Origin of the sequence: Mucilaginibacter sp. UYP27, from assembly GCF_040547175.1 — a bacterium.
GTDB lineage: Bacteria > Bacteroidota > Bacteroidia > Sphingobacteriales > Sphingobacteriaceae > Mucilaginibacter.
In genome coordinates this window covers 1,185,197-1,202,864 of record NZ_JBEPPE010000001.1, presented here as the reverse complement: position 1 = coordinate 1,202,864, position 17,668 = coordinate 1,185,197, and the positions used below count along the sequence as shown (strand labels likewise).

Genomic DNA, 17,668 nt, shown 5'->3' with positions numbered 1-17,668 from the left:
GATGCCATTAAGCCGTTTTTATAAGCTATACCTTTCGCCAAATAGAAAATACGTTAAGGTTTTAAAAAATTTGCTCGGTTTTGTACCGGGCAATTTGTCGTTATACAAGTTGGCATTTCGCCATAAATCGGTAGCGCAAAACATCCGCAAGGGCGTAAAAAACAGTAACGAACGTTTGGAGTTTTTGGGCGATGCCGTATTAGGCAGCGTAGTGGCGGAAGTGCTTTTTAAGCTTTACCCCTATGAAGACGAAGGCTTTTTAACCGAGCTGCGATCTAAAATTGTAAGCCGCAACAACCTTAACCAGCTTGCCCGCAAACTGGGTTTTGATAAACTGATCGAATTTGATACCAAAATACTAAATTCGGGCAGGCAGGGTTCCCTTTTGGGCGATGCTTTCGAAGCTCTTATAGGTGCTGTTTACCTGGATAAAGGCTACGATTTTACCCGTAATTTTTTGGTGAACCACATTATCAAATCGCATATAGACATCCACACGCTGGAGCAAACCGAAACAAACTTCAAGAGTAAATTAATTGAATGGTGCCAGCGCCACGGTAAAGACATCAGCTTCGATGTAACCGAGAACCAGGAAGGCGAAAGCACCAAGCTTTTCACCGTACAAGCCAGTGTAGACGGCGAAATAATGGGATCCGGCAAAGAATTCAGCAAGAAAAACGCTGAAAAACTCGCGGCCGAGAAAGCTTGCGTTGCATTGGGGATATAGTTTATTTCGGATATTCGATTTAAGAATTCGAGCTACTCACCAATATATTTAATCGAGCACTCACCAACTTTAATACAATTTCTGCAAACTATCCTTGCCTCCGCTTTTTTGGAAGTATTCGTATTGTGCCTTTATCTTTTTGATGAGGTCGTAATCCCCCCAGGTTTTAAGGTCTTCAAATGACGGGCGATAGTATTCCATAAATTTGCGCACTGTTGTGCTGTCGCCATCAGTTAAACCAGTTGCGCGCATAACCAACGGTTTGTTGTAACGGCGGTCAACCTCGGTAGCCTCTACTTCGCGCTTGCTAAATGCCGCAAAACGCTTTGCACGGCCGGGGGTTTTGCCAAATAATTCATATATCCCCGTTATCGGTGACGTGAGCATGGATAAAACAGGCGGGTTACCATTATAAAAAGTTCCCTTTTTACGGTAATCGCCCATTATCTCGTTAAGTTCCTGCTTTTTAGTTTGTCCAACAATACGTACCTCGTTCAACTGCACTTCGGGTTGCATATAAACCACCATGCCATAGCTTGATGCTTGTTGCTTTTGCGGGGTATAACCTGTTTTTGTAAATAATAAAGTATCGCCAACCGTAGCATCAATGCTAAACCCCCCAAGGTTATCACAATAAATGGCTTTGTTGGTTTTCATGTTCATGATGTAAACGGCGTTAAGCCTGTCGGACGAGATTCGTTTAAATATAGCCCCCTTAATAGCAACCTGTTGTGCCGAAGCAAGGAAGGTAAAGCAAAACAGATTTATAGTGCAGGCTATTAAAAACTTCAAGGGCATATTTATTTAACGCTGCAAACTTATAAAATGTATAGCTGCCAAAGTGTGAAAAAGTGTTAAAGTTAGTTTTAGTTGGGATGTCCGAAAGTCTGGGAAGTCCGTAAGATGAAATAGCATAGTAGCTTACTTTGTTGCTTAGCAAATCCCGTCTTTCGGACTTGCGGACTTTTCTGTCTTTCCGTCTTTTCTGTCTTTTCTAACTTTCCGACTAAAATATTATCTTTGCACATGATAAAATCCATGACAGGGTATGGAATTGCCAGCTACGACTCGGGCAAAACAAAATATACCGTTGAGATAAAATCCCTTAACAGTAAATTTCTTGAACTATCCCTGCGTTTACCTAAGATCTTCTCTGAAAAAGAGTTTCAATTACGTAACGACTGCAGCAAGCAGATAGACCGAGGCAAAGTGAACCTTTCTATCAACACAGAGCAGGCAACCTCAAACGTAAAAGCGGCCGGTATCGACCGCGAGCTGCTTAAGCACTACTACAATCAACTAAAAAGTGTAAGCGACGAACTTAACGAGCAAGGCGGTAATTTACTGCAACTGGCCCTTGGTTTACCCGAGGTGGTTAAGTATGAAGAAGATACCGTATCTGAAGATGAATGGAAACTGGTTGAAAAAACATTTCAGCAGGCTATGGCCAACTTCCAGCAGTTCAGGAGCGATGAGGGTAATGTTTTAGAGGCTGATGTTAAAATGCGCATCGGCATCATCTTAAAAAACCTGGAGCTTGTTGAGGTTGAAGAGCCAAAACGCGTCCCCGCCATCCGCGAGCGCCTGAACCAATTTTTAAGCGAAGCCGTTGGTGCCGAAAGTATCGACAAAAACCGTTTTGAGCAGGAACTGATCTACTACATAGATAAGCTTGACATCACCGAGGAAAAAACCCGCCTTAAGGCACACTGCGACTATTTCATCGAAACCTTGAAAAACGCTGATGCAAACGGTAAAAAACTTGGTTTTATATCGCAGGAGATAGGCCGCGAAATAAACACCCTGGGTTCGAAAGCAAACGACGCCAACATGCAAAAATTGGTAGTAGGTATGAAGGAAGAGCTCGAGAAAATCAAAGAACAATTACTAAATGTGTTGTAAGATGTTGTAAGGTTTAAATGTTGAAAGGTTGGAATGTTAAACTCCCCAGCCCGCAGCATTCAAACTTTAAACCCTTTCAACTTTCCAACGATAATGAAAGAAGGCAAGCTCATCATATTTTCGGCCCCGTCTGGTGCAGGTAAAACGACAATTGTGCACCATCTGCTTGGCGAATTGCCCGAACTGGAGTTTTCTATTTCGGCAACTACCAGGCCTGCACGTGGCGAAGAGGTTGATGGACAGGATTACTATTTTATCAGCCTTGCCGAGTTTACCCACCGTATTGCCAAAAAACAATTTGTAGAGTTTGAGGAAGTTTATACAGGCACGTTTTATGGCACCCTGCGTACCGAGATAGAGCGCATTTGGGCCAAAGGAAAAACCGTAATTTTTGATATTGATGTTGAGGGTGGTATGCACTTAAAACGTAAGTATAAAGAGCAGGCGCTTGCTATTTTCGTTCAGCCGCCATCGTTAGAGGTTTTAAAGGAACGCCTTGCCGGCCGCGGTACCGATAGCCACGAAAAGCTACAGGAACGCTTTGCAAAAGCAGAAAAAGAGCTTAATTACGCCCCTCAATTTGATATTATCCTAAAAAATTACGAACTTGAAACGGCTTGCAAAGAAGCGAAGGAGTTGGTGACCACCTTTATCAACAACAGTTTGCAGTTGTAAGTTTGCAGTTGGCACTTTAGATGGGTACATACAAAGACTTGTTGCTGTATAAGAAAAGTTTCTCTCTTGCAATGGAAATTTTCTCTGTTACAAAACAGTTTCCAAAAGAAGAAACGTACTCATTAACTGATCAGATAAGGCGTTCATCCCGTTCTGTAAATATTTGTACAATTGAGGCTTATCGCAAACGAAGGTATCCTAATCACTTTATAAGTAAACTTACAGATGCCGATATGGAAAATAGTGAAACGCAGGGATGGCTAACATTTTCATTAGCATGTAATTACATTACACAAGAAACGTATGAGAAACTTCACTCATTATCTGACGAGATAGGAAGAATAATATATTACATGATAGAAAACCCGGGTAAGTTTGGAGCCGGAAAATAAAGGCTCTGTTATTTATAACTGCAAACTGCTTACTCATAACTGCAAACTGTAATGAAAATAGGCTTACTATTCGGTTCGTTTAATCCAATACATATTGGGCATTTAATTATTGCCAACTACATGGCTAACCATACAGCGCTGGATAAGGTATGGTTGGTGGTATCGCCCCAAAACCCGCTAAAAAAATACGGCGACCTCATTAACACCTACGACAGGTTGGAGATGGCAAAATTGGCTACCGATAACGCGACTAACATAGCCGTAAGCGATGTGGAACTTAAACTGCCGCAGCCATCATATACCATTGACACCCTTACTCATCTAAAAGAAAAATATCCGGAGCACGAGTTCGCGCTCATCATGGGGTCGGATAACCTGGTTACCCTGCATAAGTGGAAAAACTATCGCCTCATATTGCGCGACTACCAGATCTTTGTTTACCCCCGCCCCGGTTATGAAAACGCCGAACTGGCATCGCACCCGGCCGTTACCATCACCATGACGCCGCAAATGGAGCTTTCGGCTACATTTATCCGTAAATCCATCGCCGAAAAAAAGAACATACAATATTTTGTGCCCGACGCTGTTTTAAAATTTATAGAGAGTAAAAGTTTGTACAGGGTTTAAAACATTCACATCCCCAGCACGTCATTAACAGACTTATTTAAATCCTTCGTCTATTACCGCCAACACCCTATCTTTGTCCCTGTGAGCGAGAAAACCATCCTTAAACTTCAACTGCCTACCGACCCGCTTTGGGTGAAGAACGTGGTAGAAAGCAATATTGAAGAATTATTGACCGACCATGCCTATTGCGAGCAAAAGGCGGCTACTAATGCCATCACCCTTATTATCCAAAACCCGAACCTAAGCGATGTGGTGCAGGAAATGATCGCACTGGCACAAGAGGAGATGGAGCACTTTAAACTGGTGCACGATATTATGCTGAAGCGTGGCTTTGTACTTGGTAAAGAACGCCGCGATAATTACGTGAACGAATTGCGTAAATACATGATAGTTGGCGGCGGCCGCGAGCAGCAGCTAATAGATCGGCTGCTTTTATCGGCCATGATCGAGGCCCGCAGCTGCGAACGTTTCAAAGTACTGTCAGAAAACATTAATGACGAAGAGCTATCGGTTTTTTACCACGAGCTGATGATAAGCGAGGCTACCCACTACGCCATGTTTTTAAGGCTTGCACGCAAACACGCGGTAGAAGTTGATGTAGATGCCCGCTGGACAGAATTTCTAGCATACGAGGCCCAAGTGATCCAAAATTACGGCAAGGGCGAAACCATCCACGGGTAATTCATCCATACAAAACACCCGCTTACCGACACATTGCGTAACTTACAGCTCAATTAGTACTTACTTTGAACATGTTACGTTTAAAAACCTTTTCGGTAATTATCCATATTGCCTGCTGGCTGTTGTTTATGGCGTTGCCATTGCTTTTTGTAAATGGGCGCAGTGAAAGCTCCAGTATATTGGTTTTGCTCGCATCACCATATTATTGGTTATTCTGCTTAACATACGTATCTATATTCTATCTGAATAGTTCGCTCATGTTCCCCCTGTTTTTTCTAAAGAAAAGATATGTTGGTTATGCTATTATTTGCGTATGCTTACTAAGTGCTCTGTATTTTTTAAAACCCTTTGAAAGATTATTACGCAACAGCGAAGGCTGGCGTAGTAACATAGCTATGCAACAACAGCAGGGCGGCCAGCAATTTGGGCCTCCTCCCGGTGATAATACAGGCCCCGGTGGGCAACCTACAAACAGCGCCGTGCAAATGCCACAACGCGATAGTTTATTTAAAGGCCAGCATCAGCCACCGCAGTTTGGCCGACGTTGGCAGGGTGGTAAACGAAAGCATTTTGATACCATTAGCTTATTCCTTTTTTTAATGATTATGGCCTTAAGTACCGCCATAAAAACGGTGCAGCAATGGCAGGTTACCGAGCAACGCGTTATCAGTGCAGAAGCCGAGAAAGCAAGTGCCGAACTATCGTTCCTGAAAGCGCAGATAAACCCGCACTTTTTGTTTAATACGCTGAATAATATTTATACCCTCGCTATTACCAATAATGAGAATACGGCCGAAAGCATCATGAAGCTATCTAACATTATGCACTATGTTACCGATGATGTTACGCTTGATTATGTTACCCTGCAAAGCGAAGTAGATTGCATTCAAGATTACATTGCCTTGCAAGGTTTGCGCCTGGGTGGTAAAACCAAGGTGAATTTTAACATCAATGGCACTATCGCGCAGCAAAAAATTGCGCCGTTGTTGTTGATGACCTTTGTAGAGAACGTGTTTAAGTATGGTGTAAGCAAACAGCACGAAAGCATTATCGATATAAACCTGCTAATAGCAAACGGCAGCGTTACCTTTATGTGTACCAACCCCATATTTGAGCGTAAGGAAAATATTGAACGCACCGGCATCGGCATCACCAATACTAAGCAACGCCTGCAGCACATATACCCGGGCAAGCATACTCTAAACATTGCCGACGATAACAACCAGTTTACGGTGGTACTAACTTTGCACACCTAAGTTATGGTTTTAAGATGTGTTGCCATTGATGATGAGCCCCTTGCCCTCGAATTGATGCGCAACTATGTTTCGCGGTTTCCGGCCCTGCAATTATTGCAGACCTTTGAGGACGCTATATCCGGTGCAGAGTATTTGCAGAATAACTCCGTCGACCTTCTTTTTGTGGATATCAACATGCCCGATATTACGGGGATAGACCTGGTGCGGTCACTTGAAAATAAGCCCATGGTGATATTCACCACCGCTTATAAGAACTTTGCTTTTGAAGGATTTGAACTGGAAGCTATAGACTACCTGCTGAAACCTATCGACGTAAAACGCTTCGGCAAAGCCATAGAGAAGGCAGCCGATTACTACCGCTACAAAACTGCCACTACTGCCCAGGGCGAAGACGAGAACCTGTACGTGTACTCGGAGTACCGCATGGTTAAGGTCGCCCTCAAAGACATCGAATATATTGAAAGCATGGAGGATTATATCAAGATCCACCTACAGTTTGATAAAACCGTGCTTACCCTGATGCCACTTAAAAAGGTACTGGAAAAATTGCCCGAAGATAAATTTCAGCGCATCCACCGCAGCTATATTGTGCCGGTTAGCAAGATCATCTCTATCCAAAACCGTAAGGTGAAATTGCCCGCTATCGAGCTGCCTATCAGTGATAGTTATGCCAACTTTGCCCGCCGCTGGATGAAATTACGATGAAAAAAATCGGATAGTCGATACATATCTCCCATTTACCGACACTCCCTTTCCCGCATATCACGCCGCCTTACATTTATACTATTAAATCTTACTATTATGTCAAAGGCAATTATTAAACTCACCTACAAGCAAGTTATCAACTCGTCATCAAGCACCGATTTTGAAAAGAATGTACTGTTTGCTTCCTATCAGGAATTCCTGCTAAAATCGCAGGCATACAACCCGGATAACCGTTTAAAAACTTTCAGCGAGATGAAGAATAACGATGGTCGCGCCAATTCGTTGCATTACAAACTGAGCTTTGCCATTGGTTACTTTATAGAAATGCTGAAAAACAAAATCCCGGCGCTTGCCGATAACCTGGGCAACAGCATCACCTTTGAAGTGCCAAAATTTGAACTGATAGAATCGGACACCACAACCATCGCAGCCCACAAAGTTGCCCTCAACTACATCACCAGCGACCTTACCCTGCTGAACACCTTCGGCGACTATTTGGTATTAGGCACCTGTGATAGCGAAGAAACATTCACTATCAAACTACAGGATGGCTTATCCATTAGCAGCTACCGGGAGGCAACCAGCCCAAAACTGAATGGCCACAAGGTTTTGGCCTACTAATTTACACTGCATACACGTAATTTTTTCATAATAGGTTTGTTAAGTGCCCCGCAGGTATGAGCGGGGTACTTATTTTAACCCCTTTATAACATACCGCATAGCCGGCTTATGGTGATACGTTGACGAAACTTAAAACTCATTTTCATGGAAACTTCAACGTCACAAAAAACCATCCTGATACTGGATAAGGATAACCGCATATTATCTGTTGTAGATGATATAATGCACCTTGGCAATTACGATATCCACGTAATGATCGACCCAAACGCGGTGTTCGATAAAGCCAAAATTCTTAAGCCCGACCTTGTAATATTGGATTACCTTTTACTAAATGACGAGTGTGCCATGATATGCCGCGATTTTAAAGAAGACGCCGAAATGCAAGGCGTCCCCCTGATAGTTGTTACCGCCTACAACACTAAAAAGACCCGCGACGACGCTTATAACTGCGAAGCTCTGTTTGTAAAACCTTTAGACGTTAGCCTGTTTGCATCAAGCGTAAACTACCTGATAGCATCCTGAAAACTTTATGTTTAGTGTGTTTAGCCTGGCTGTGTAAGTAGAGTCGGGTTTTATTTTGGGGCGATAAAACCTACCACGTTATACAGGTAGTTATTCATCATCTCAATGTCCACCAGGTCATTCATGTAACCAATATGCAGATCGGGGCGAATGATAAGGGCTTTGCGCATGCCGGCTTTTACCTCAAAGGCGTCGAACACGTGCCAATTGGTATTTGATGGCGGCAGGTGGAAAAAATTGATGCTACCTTGGTGTCCTTGGGTTATCCATTTAGCAAGGGTAAACAGGTAATCTTCCTTGATCTCGCCAAGGGTAATGAGCGTAAAGCCCGGCTTGCTACACCATGCATGGGTATCGGTTTCTGTCTTTTTCTTTTCGTCAAAAATTTTGAGGTATGGCAGGCGGTCGCCGGCTTTTATTTTAGTGTCGCGGCTAAGCTGCAGGTTTATTTTACTATCGCGATAGCTAATGCCGGTTTGAGATATACGGCTAAAAAAGTATTCGCGCGGTTTTTTGTTCTTCCAGAATAGTTTAAGCACATTGGGCACCACGTATCGTTTAAGTAATCCGCTAAACCAGGTACGGGAGGTGATTACGTTAAAAATACGGTCGGTAGTGTTAAGCAGGTCTTTAGCTACGGGCATACGCTCGGTAGCATAGCTACTCAAAATAGTTTCTTTTATTTGCCCGTTTACTACGGCGGCCAGTTTCCAGCCCAGGTTGTAGGCATCCTGCAAACCGGTGTTCATGCCCTGCCCGCCAACCGGCGAGTGGATATGAGCGGCATCGCCAATTAAAAAACAACGCTCATCGCTAAACCTATCGGCCATGCGGTGGTGCAATTTGTAAATGGTTAGCCAGTTTACCTGCTCTATTTCAATATTCTTGGCAGTGGTAGCTTTCAGTTCGGGTAATACATCCTCAATATTCAGTTCTTCTTTGCTTTCTAAACCATCCGGCAGGCTGGCAACTATCCTGAACGACCGCTCTTCCGGCATCGGGAAAAATGCCGCGAAACTATTTTTAGCGAGATACATGCTCAGGATATCATCCTGCATTTCACTTGCCAGCTTAACATCCGCCAGGAAAAACTTATGCTGATAGGTATCGCCGTTAAATGGGATAGCCAATTGTTTACGTACTACACTGTGCGCACCATCGGCACCAACCACATAATTGCAGGTAAGGCTGCGCGTGGTATCGCCGTTTTGAAGCGTAACTTCGGTATTATCTTTATTTTGCTTTAGGCTGATGAGCGTAGTTTCCCAGTAAACGGGGCAGCAGGCGGTAGTAAAATACTCCAGCAACGTGCGCTCATTTTTACTTTGTTGATACAGGTGAATGAACGGATAAAGCGTTTGGGTATCACCCATATCCCTCAACGCTATAGCCGCCAGTTGTTTTCCACCCATATTAAAAGCCAAGCCGGCGGCTTGTTTACCGCCGCTTATCACTTTATCTACAACGCCCAACTGCCGGTAGATTTCCAGCGAACGGGCTTGTACCGCCAACGCCTTCGATTGATTGGTAGGCCCTTTTTTGATATCGATAATAATTGGCTGCACCCCGTTTCGCAGTAACTGGGCAGCCATCATCAGGCCCGAGGGCCCGGCGCCTACTATCAGCACATTAGTATGTTTTGGCAGGGCTATCATCTCATTTTTAAGCGTGGAATAACAGGAAAATGGCCGGGCGTTTGCGCAGGTCTGGCACTTGTTTTAGCCACTCGCTTATCGGCATCGTTTTAATGAACTCGGTAGGCGCGGTAATATCGCAGGCAACACAAAGGCGGGTTGTAGGTTTGCAGCTTTTTAAAACCTCCTGCAACATGCTATCGTTACGGAAAGGGGTTTCGATAAACATTTGCGTTTGCTTGTTCTTCTCGGCAAGGCTTTCCAGCTCCTTGATGCGTTTGCTGCGCTCAATTTTATCTATAGGCAAGTAACCGTTAAACGTAAAACTTTGCCCGTTAAACCCCGATGCCATCAGCGCCAGTAATATCGAACTTGGGCCAACTAACGGCACAACCTTGATGCCTTTTTTATGTGCCTCGGCAACAATATCAGCACCGGGGTCGGCAATGCCGGGGCAGCCCGCTTCGCTCATCAGGCCAACATCGTTACCGGCTATCAGTCCTTTAAAAAACTCCTTTAGGCCTGCATCGCGGTTATGCTTACCATAATCGTGGATCACCAATTCACTTTGCGGGGTTTTTAAACCGGCCAGTTTTAAAAATCGACGCGCGGTTTTCTCGTTCTCTACAATATATTCTTTTACGCTGTTAATGGTATCAACCAAATAGGGCGTAAACGATTGGGCCGCGGCCTCATCTGCAAGTGGTACAGGTACTAAATAAAGGGTTCCGTAAGCCATAGTATTATCTTTATAGCCCCCTCTAAATCTTGCCCGAAAGGGAAGACTTTAAGAAAACTGCATTATTTGTTATTTCAATTTCGCAAGCGCTTCGCGGATGCGTGGTATCATCTGTTGGATATCTTCCAAGGTGCTTGCCCCAACCGATGCCCTGAACCAGGTAACATCATCATCGGTACCAAAGGCCGAGAAGGGAACAAAGGCAACCTTAGCTTCTTTGATCAGGTAAAAATTCACATCGGCACTATTCTTTAGCACCCGCCCTTCCGGGGTGGTTTTGCCTGTGTAATCTATTTTGATGGTCAGGTAAATGGCGCCCATCGGTTCAATTGAATCAACCGAAAAGCCATCAGCCTTTAACGTCTGGAAACCTTCGTGCAAGGTTGTAAGACTGGCTTGTATATCGCTTTTAAGTTTGTCAAGGTAGGTGTTAACGTAGCTTTCATTCTCCAAATATTCGGCCATGGCAACCTGTTCTGCCTTTGGCGCCCATGCTCCCATGTGGCCAACAATGGCTTTCATATTACTTACAATTTCGGTTGGGCCAAAGCCCCAGCCTACGCGTACGCCCGTAGCCGCAAAACATTTAGAGCCGCCGTCTATAAACACGGTGTAATCTTTCAACTCGGGGCGCAGGGTTACCGGGTCGTAATGTTTGTGTTCGCCAAAAGTTAATTGCGAATAGATCTGATCGTATAGTAAATACAACGGTTTCTCATCCGCGTTACGGCTTTTGTTTTCGGCAATTACCAGGTCGCAAATTTCTTCCAGGTCTTTTTTACCAAACATGGTGCCTGTTGGGTTTAACGGCGAGCATAATGCCAGCATTGTTGCGCCCTTTAAGTGCGGTGCAATATCATCTGCCGTAGGCATAAAATTGTTTTCGGGGCGGGTTTCCACCAAAATGGCTTCGGCACCTGTTAGGTCACAATAATGGTTGTTGTTCCATGATGGTGTAGGGAAAACCACTTTGTCGCCCGGATCAACAAGAGCAAGGTATGCAGAATAGATCAGCGGGCGCGAACCACCCGAGATCAGGATCTGATTAGCGGCGTACTCCAAACCCATCCTGTTTTTTAAGAATGCGGATACGCTTTCGCGTAGGTTCAGCATACCATCTGCAGGCGGATAGTTAGTTTGATTATGGTTATAAGCATCAATAATACCGTCTTTAAGCTCAGCCGGAATAGGGTAAATATTAGAATCGAAATCGCCAATGGTTAGGTTGGCAATGTTTTGTCCCTGTTTTTTTAATTCGTTAATTTCTCCCGCTATCTTGATGATCTCGGACCCGCTTAAATTTTGCGCTAATACTGATACTTTCATTTGTAGATTTTTACGAAAGGCAAAGATAGGGTTATTGCGGGGAAAGGTAAAAGGTTAAAGGCGAAAGGTTAATTGAAGTTTTGTAAAACGCACTATGTTTGTCGCTTTAATAGGTCGACTCACCCCGACACCGCTTCGCTTGTCGACCCTCTCTGCTACGCAAAGAGGGTAAAAAATAAAATGGAGTTGAGTAAAGAAAAGCTCCCTCTAATCCGATAGCTATCGGATCTACCCGTTAGGGGAGACTTTATTATGTTAATGAAGTGTTATGTCAATCTTTATCAGATGCGGCCGGGGAGAGGCTACAAAAAAGGCGAAAAGTTTATCACTTTTCGCCTTTCCATTTATGTTTAACTTATTTACAAGTATGCTTTTCTCAGCCTGATTATCCTTGCCCAATGCATGAGTTTCATGATCGGATAAACAGGGTCTATCTCGAACCATTTAGCACCAAAATTGGCACTATTTGGGCGCTTGTGATGATTGTTCTGGAACAACTCGCCAAGCATCAGGAAATCGAACGGGGTTGTATTTTTTGATTTATCGTTGTTATCGAAGTTTGAGTAACCGTATTTGTGGCCGCACCAGTTTACAATAGCGCCGTGCAACGGGCCCATAATAAGGTGGATAGGAATCAATAAATACATCCACCATTGTGTAGCAAATGCTACATAAAAAGCGATGTATAACAAGCCGAACATAATACGCGATACAATAGATGAACCTACGTAATCTATAAATTTCCATTCCGGGTAGTTTCCCTTGAAGCGTTCTTCAGGCTCATGTATCCTTTTCTCGTGTTTACGATAGCTGATAGCCGTGTAGTACATCATCTGGAACACGTCTTTAAAGAAGTGCGGAGAGTGCGGGTCTTTTTCGGTATCGCTGTAAGCATGGTGCTCGCGATGCATAATTGCGTATGCACGCGGGTTTAAGTATGACGAACCCTGGAAAACGTAGGTCATGATGTAAAACGTACGCTCAAAAAATTTATTGGTAGTAAACATTTTATGAGAGGCGTATCTGTGCAGGAAAAATGTTTGAAAGAACAGCGACAGAAACCAGTGCCCTAAGAAGAAAATTAATATAATCACAGAAAATAGAATTATTGTGGATGTATTATTTATAACGATTACAAATATACGATTAAAACCGTATTAGGGATTTAAAATTAGTGTTAAGAAATCCATTTATTACAAAAAAGCCACCCGATTTATAGCGGGCGGCTTTTAAAATAAACTTGATTAAGCTTATACCTGAGCATCTCTTAATGCCTTGATACTATCGTGGCCTTCGTTGATGGCCTGTTGCTGCTGTGCAATAACAGTGGCAAATTGCGGCGCTAAACCATTCTCTTCTGATAAAGCATCTCTGTATGCTTTTTTAATAGCATCCTCGCCGCGTTCGCACTCTTCTAAAATACTTTTACGGTCGTGGCCGCTGAATGTAGCTTTAATATCTATCCATGCACGGTGAATGGTTCCGGTTGCAGTGTTACCTGTTTCAACCTCGCCACCTGCCTGGCCTACTGCTGCGCTAAGTTCCTGCACATTCGTGCGACTGTCGCTGGCAAATTTTTCAAATATAGCTTTAAGATCAGCATCCGCTTCGCCCAAATCTTTTGACGCACGGTCAAAACCGTCTATACGATCGTTATTGATTTCTATTAAGTCGTTTAATACTTCTACTGATTTTTCTGAGGTAGTTTCCATGGTAGTTGTTTTCTAATTTGTTTAGTACTACCAGTGCAACCACCATGCCAAGTTTAATTTGTAATTAAATAATTTATCAAAATACATATACCCAAAGGTTAATATCTTTGAAAGTTAGGCTTTAAAACAAAGCATATCCTACAAATGCCGGCGGCGGCTTATTTATATTAATTGACAACAAAAATTAAAAAAAAAGACCGCCCTTGCAGGCAGCCTTTCTCAGTTTAGTTAGTTATAGTGTTACTTTTATTATTCTTTTTCGCTTTTGGCAGAGTCATTAATGCCGGCCTCAGCAATTTGTGTAAGCAGGCTATCGCAATTTTTTTCTTCTTTTAAAGTAGCCTCTAAAAGTTCGGCAGCTTCAGTATAACCCAAAGTTGTTGCCAGGGTGCGTAAAGTACCGTACGATGCAATTTCGTAATGCTCTACCTTTTGCGCGGCAGAAATAATTCCCGCGTCACGCGTTAACGATCCCTTCTCGGTTTCAGAAACAATCTCATCTGCTTCTTTCAACAAGCCGGCCATCGCTTCGCACTTTACGGCCACTGCTTTTTTGCCTATAGATGCAAATGCGTCTTCCAGGCGGGTTATCTGGCCTTCGGTTTCGGTGATGTGGGTTTGGATAGCGTTACGCAATTCATCAGATGTAGCGGCTTTTGCCATTTTAGGCAAGGCTTTTACCAAATGCTTCTCGGCCCAATAAATATCTTTTAATTCGTCAAGAAACAATTCGTTTAGGGCCGACTCTTCTACATTCTCGGTTGTTTCGGGTGCCTTAGGTGTTTTCGTAGCAGTTGCATTTTTTGCAGGTGCTGTTTTAGTAGTTGCCATATAATAAATGTTTAATTTGTGTAATTGATGAACACGTATATCTGGTATAAAGTTTTACTAATAAGATAATTTATTAATTACAACTGACTATGCGCCCTTTTTTGACTTTAAGCTACTCATCAATTGTTCGTACAGGTCATCGCTTTTGGTTACACGCGGTTTAAGTTTTTTAATAGTAGGGCGTTTACCCTTAGCTTTCGCCTTGATGATCTTCAGCAGCTCATCATTATACTCGTCCTTAAATTTAGATACATCAAAGTCTTCGGCATATTGGTTGACGAGGGCCAGGCCTACATCCAGTTCCTTTTTGCTTACCGCTACATCGTCGGCAATGTTCAAATCCTCGGTACCACGAATCTCCTGCCCAAAACGGATGCGGGTAATCACCAGCACATTATCTATGGGGTGCACAATGCAAAGGCTTTCGGTATTGCGCAGTACAAAGCGCGCGAGGCCCGCCTTACCGGATTTTTTTAGCGCCTGTAGCAGCAGGGCATAGGCCTTATTGTTTTTAGTATCAGGTTCGGTATAGTAGGATGTTTCGTAAAACATAGGGTTCACATCGCCTATATCAACAAAGCTTTCTATCTCCACCACCTTACTTTTCTCGGGCGCGGCGGCTTCAAAATCTGCTTCTTCTACTATTACATAGTCGTTGTCATTTATTTTATAGCCCTTTACAATTTTATCATAAGGCACCTCTTTGTGGGTTTTCTCATTAACGCGCTGGTAGCGGATGCGCTCGTGGTCGCGGGCATCAAGCATATCCAGATCGATACTGCTTTTTTGCACTGCCGAATATAATTTTACCGGGATGCTCACCAACCCAAACCCTAACGAACCTTTCCAGATAGACCTCATAACCTTATGATTTAATACTATTTACTATAACTATAAAAAAAGGCAACGGTTTTTAAAATGAGTAAAGTGGTATAAGCTAATATTATTTTACCGTTAAAATATGCCCTTAGTTACTTGCAAAGGCACATTACGTCATCCATACAGATATTTGAAGCCTTTAATAACTGCAATGTGCGTTTATGATATGCGTATTAGTACGTATTTTAATATACCATAACGACGGGATTGCTGCAAAACACTGATTGTATGACCTTTACAATTACAAACTAAACACTAAAAATATCATGAAAAAGTTATTACTAAGCGCAGTTTTTGCATTAACCCTATGCTTCTCTGCAAAAGCACAAGACGAAACTGTAGCAGAAAACCCTGCGGAAATTAAAGACACCAAAGTTTTAACCATCGACGAACTGAAAGCCCAACGTGCCGAGCTGGTTGCGATGCTAAAATCTGAAGACTTCCAAAAAACTTTGGCTAAAGCCGATAACCTTAAAGCACCAAAAGAAGTTGGTATTGCAGGCGTTGATGCATTGGCCGGCCTGGTTACCACCATGATGACCCAGTTAAAAGAGAACCGAGCTTTATTGCCACAAATGTATGCCAGCGTAACCGGCCAAACACTTGACGGCCTGCCCGCTACCGAGGTAAAACCATTAACGCCCGACCAGATGTTAGGCTTCTCTAAACTTTGCCTTGCAATGGGTTCAAGCCTGCTAAAATCATCAAAAGACCTGATCACCCTGCCGGGCGAAATTAAAAGCGCCGGGTTGATGAAAGGCATCAAAGGCTTAAAATCGTTAATGTACATCAAAAGCAATATTGGCGCCATCAGGCAAGAGATCGCGTTCAACTCGAAAATGATAAACAACCTGGTACAGACCAACAAACTGGCCATTGCTGCAAATACAACAAAATAAAGGCTTCTTTTATTTAGTTTAAAGCGGGTGCTGCACGGGGGGTGCGGCCCCACTTTTTTGTTTTTACAGTATTGTATCGCCTTAGCCCTGTTGAAAATGAACACCTAATGTGGATGATTTTCTGAACAATGCCTCAATCATTTTTCGCACATTTGCAGCTCAGCATCTTACACCCCCATGGAGCAGTACTTTATTATTGATTTCGACAGCACCTTTACACAGGTAGAAGCCTTAGACGAGTTAGCCCGCATATCTTTAAAGAATCATCCCGACCGCGAGGGCATCTATAAACAAATAGAAGACCTTACCAATGCATCTATGGAGGGCCGCCTGTCGTTTACAGATAGCCTGGAACAACGCGTAAAACTGCTTTGCGCTAACCGCGACCATCTGAAAATGCTGATCACCCATTTAAAGAAAAAGGTATCAACCTCTTTCTCCCGCAATACCATGTTTTTTAAGAACCACCAGGACGAGGTGTTGATCGTATCAGGCGGGTTTAAGGAATTTATTATCCCGGTTGTTACCGAATACCATATCAAGAAAGATAATATCTACGCCAACACTTTTGTATTTGATGAGGAAGGTAACATTGTAGGTTACGACCGCGAGAACCCCTTATCGCAAGAGGGTGGCAAGGTGAAGCTTCTGAAAGAGTTAAACCTGTCCGGAGAGATCTTCGGCATTGGCGATGGTTACTCGGATTTCCAATTAAAGGAATCGGGGATGATCAAAAAGTTTTTTGCCTTTACCGAGAATATCGAGCGTAAATCTGTTGCAGAAAAGGCCGATCATATCACCCCGAGCTTTGATGAATTTTTATACATTAACAAACTGCCAAGGGCAATATCATATCCAAAAAACCGCATCAAGTGTTTGGTTATTGGCGATATAGATGAAGAGGCTTTAGGCCAAATGAAACGCGAGGGTTACAACTTCCGCCATCGCGATAGTATAGAAGAGAAATACCTGGACGAGGCCGGTGTTTTGTTTTGCGATGAAGCAAACTTACCCAAACCAGAGCATCTGGAAAATGCAGGTCGGTTAAAAGTAATAGGCTGCTTTGGCCGCGTGAACCGCAAACTGGCCGAGGCCGCCTGCGAAAAAGGCATCATTATATTCGATGACCCTAAAGCCAACCCGCGCAATACCGATTTTATCCCCCGTAGGGTAATTGCTTTTATGAATGAAGGCAAAACGCACATGAGTTGTAACTTCCCAGACCTGCAGCCGCCTCGTATCAACAATGCGCACAGGTTAATTCACATTCACAAGAATGTGCCGGGGATACTGGCGCAAATAAATGAGGTTTTTGCAAATCATAATATCAATATAGTAGGCGAGTTTTTGGTAACCAACCCACAGATTGGCTACGTAATTACAGATGTAAATACCGGTTACGGCACCGAAGTACTAAACGAGCTTAAAGCTATTGAGCAAACGATAAAATTTAGACTGCTTTATTAAATGGTTCATGGCGGATGGTTCATAGCTTATGAAAACTGCCCTAAACTATGATCATCAATTTTACAAGTTAATA

The 17,668-nt window shown here is 43.2% G+C and carries 20 protein-coding genes; 12 read left to right on the top strand and 8 right to left on the bottom strand.

Features of this window, described 5'->3' with window-relative positions:
• Position 1: 1 nt before the first annotated feature.
• Positions 2 to 727, top strand: coding sequence for a ribonuclease III (gene rnc / locus ABIB39_RS05300; protein WP_354427942.1), 726 nt, complete (start codon positions 2 to 4; stop codon positions 725 to 727).
• Positions 728 to 796: 69 nt separating this feature from the next.
• Here rnc and ABIB39_RS05295 read toward each other — a convergent pair whose 3' ends face one another.
• On the bottom strand, positions 797 to 1,519 hold the full coding sequence (locus ABIB39_RS05295; protein WP_354427940.1) for a hypothetical protein: 723 nt from the start codon (positions 1,517 to 1,519) through the stop codon (positions 797 to 799).
• 234 nt (positions 1,520 to 1,753) lie between these two features.
• Between ABIB39_RS05295 and ABIB39_RS05290 the strand changes: the two genes are divergently transcribed.
• The 9 genes from ABIB39_RS05290 to ABIB39_RS05250 all read left to right on the top strand — a co-directional run bounded on the left by ABIB39_RS05290 (position 1,754) and on the right by ABIB39_RS05250 (position 8,108).
• Positions 1,754 to 2,629, top strand: coding sequence for a YicC/YloC family endoribonuclease (locus ABIB39_RS05290; protein WP_354427938.1), 876 nt, complete (start codon positions 1,754 to 1,756; stop codon positions 2,627 to 2,629).
• A gap of 93 nt (positions 2,630 to 2,722) precedes the next feature.
• Entirely contained in the window at positions 2,723 to 3,304 is a 582-nt protein-coding gene (gene gmk / locus ABIB39_RS05285; protein WP_354427936.1) for a guanylate kinase, read from the top strand.
• Positions 3,305 to 3,324: 20 nt separating this feature from the next.
• The gene (locus ABIB39_RS05280; protein WP_354427934.1) at positions 3,325 to 3,696 is read left to right on the top strand and encodes a four helix bundle protein; all 372 of its coding nucleotides are present in this window, start codon (positions 3,325 to 3,327) and stop codon (positions 3,694 to 3,696) included.
• A 51-nt stretch (positions 3,697 to 3,747) separates the two neighbouring features.
• Entirely contained in the window at positions 3,748 to 4,323 is a 576-nt protein-coding gene (gene nadD / locus ABIB39_RS05275) for a nicotinate (nicotinamide) nucleotide adenylyltransferase (RefSeq protein ID WP_354427933.1), read from the top strand.
• 81 nt (positions 4,324 to 4,404) lie between these two features.
• On the top strand, positions 4,405 to 5,004 hold the full coding sequence (locus ABIB39_RS05270) for a MiaE family protein (protein WP_354427931.1): 600 nt from the start codon (positions 4,405 to 4,407) through the stop codon (positions 5,002 to 5,004).
• Positions 5,005 to 5,399: 395 nt separating this feature from the next.
• Complete coding sequence (locus ABIB39_RS05265; protein ID WP_354427929.1) at positions 5,400 to 6,260, top strand: sensor histidine kinase; 861 nt, start codon at positions 5,400 to 5,402, stop codon at positions 6,258 to 6,260.
• A gap of 3 nt (positions 6,261 to 6,263) precedes the next feature.
• Complete coding sequence (locus ABIB39_RS05260) at positions 6,264 to 6,965, top strand: LytR/AlgR family response regulator transcription factor (protein ID WP_354427927.1); 702 nt, start codon at positions 6,264 to 6,266, stop codon at positions 6,963 to 6,965.
• 96 nt (positions 6,966 to 7,061) lie between these two features.
• A complete protein-coding gene (locus tag ABIB39_RS05255) occupies positions 7,062 to 7,586 on the top strand; it encodes a hypothetical protein (protein ID WP_354427925.1) in 525 nt (174 codons plus the stop codon).
• Between the two features lie 144 nt (positions 7,587 to 7,730).
• Positions 7,731 to 8,108: a response regulator gene (locus tag ABIB39_RS05250; RefSeq protein ID WP_354427923.1), complete on the top strand. Its 378-nt coding sequence runs from the start codon at positions 7,731 to 7,733 to the stop codon at positions 8,106 to 8,108.
• Positions 8,109 to 8,158: 50 nt separating this feature from the next.
• Here the strand turns inward: ABIB39_RS05250 and ABIB39_RS05245 are convergent, their stop codons facing one another.
• From ABIB39_RS05245 to ku, 7 genes are all read right to left on the bottom strand, one after another.
• Positions 8,159 to 9,763, bottom strand: coding sequence for an FAD-dependent oxidoreductase (locus tag ABIB39_RS05245; RefSeq protein WP_354427921.1), 1,605 nt, complete (start codon positions 9,761 to 9,763; stop codon positions 8,159 to 8,161).
• Positions 9,764 to 9,770: 7 nt separating this feature from the next.
• Positions 9,771 to 10,481, bottom strand: a complete 711-nt coding sequence (locus ABIB39_RS05240) for an SAM-dependent methyltransferase (protein WP_354427919.1) — start codon at positions 10,479 to 10,481, stop codon at positions 9,771 to 9,773.
• Between the two features lie 69 nt (positions 10,482 to 10,550).
• Positions 10,551 to 11,807 carry a pyridoxal phosphate-dependent aminotransferase gene (locus ABIB39_RS05235; RefSeq protein ID WP_354427917.1) on the bottom strand — a complete coding sequence of 419 codons (1,257 nt, stop codon included), beginning with the start codon at positions 11,805 to 11,807 and terminating at the stop codon, positions 10,551 to 10,553.
• Between the two features lie 359 nt (positions 11,808 to 12,166).
• The gene (locus ABIB39_RS05230) at positions 12,167 to 12,901 is read right to left on the bottom strand and encodes an acyl-CoA desaturase (RefSeq protein ID WP_354427916.1); all 735 of its coding nucleotides are present in this window, start codon (positions 12,899 to 12,901) and stop codon (positions 12,167 to 12,169) included.
• 156 nt (positions 12,902 to 13,057) lie between these two features.
• Entirely contained in the window at positions 13,058 to 13,519 is a 462-nt protein-coding gene (locus ABIB39_RS05225) for a ferritin-like domain-containing protein (protein WP_354427914.1), read from the bottom strand.
• Between the two features lie 249 nt (positions 13,520 to 13,768).
• Entirely contained in the window at positions 13,769 to 14,350 is a 582-nt protein-coding gene (locus ABIB39_RS05220) for a YciE/YciF ferroxidase family protein (protein WP_354427912.1), read from the bottom strand.
• 87 nt (positions 14,351 to 14,437) lie between these two features.
• On the bottom strand, positions 14,438 to 15,211 hold the full coding sequence (gene ku, locus ABIB39_RS05215; RefSeq protein WP_354427910.1) for a non-homologous end joining protein Ku: 774 nt from the start codon (positions 15,209 to 15,211) through the stop codon (positions 14,438 to 14,440).
• Positions 15,212 to 15,495: 284 nt separating this feature from the next.
• On the opposite strand from ku, the gene ABIB39_RS05210 reads away from it, so the two are divergent.
• Positions 15,496 to 16,128 (top strand): hypothetical protein, encoded by a 633-nt coding sequence (locus ABIB39_RS05210; protein WP_354427908.1) that lies wholly within the window; start codon positions 15,496 to 15,498, stop codon positions 16,126 to 16,128.
• 177 nt (positions 16,129 to 16,305) lie between these two features.
• Positions 16,306 to 17,595: an HAD-IB family phosphatase gene (locus ABIB39_RS05205; protein WP_354427906.1), complete on the top strand. Its 1,290-nt coding sequence runs from the start codon at positions 16,306 to 16,308 to the stop codon at positions 17,593 to 17,595.
• Positions 17,596 to 17,668 lie beyond the last annotated feature (73 nt).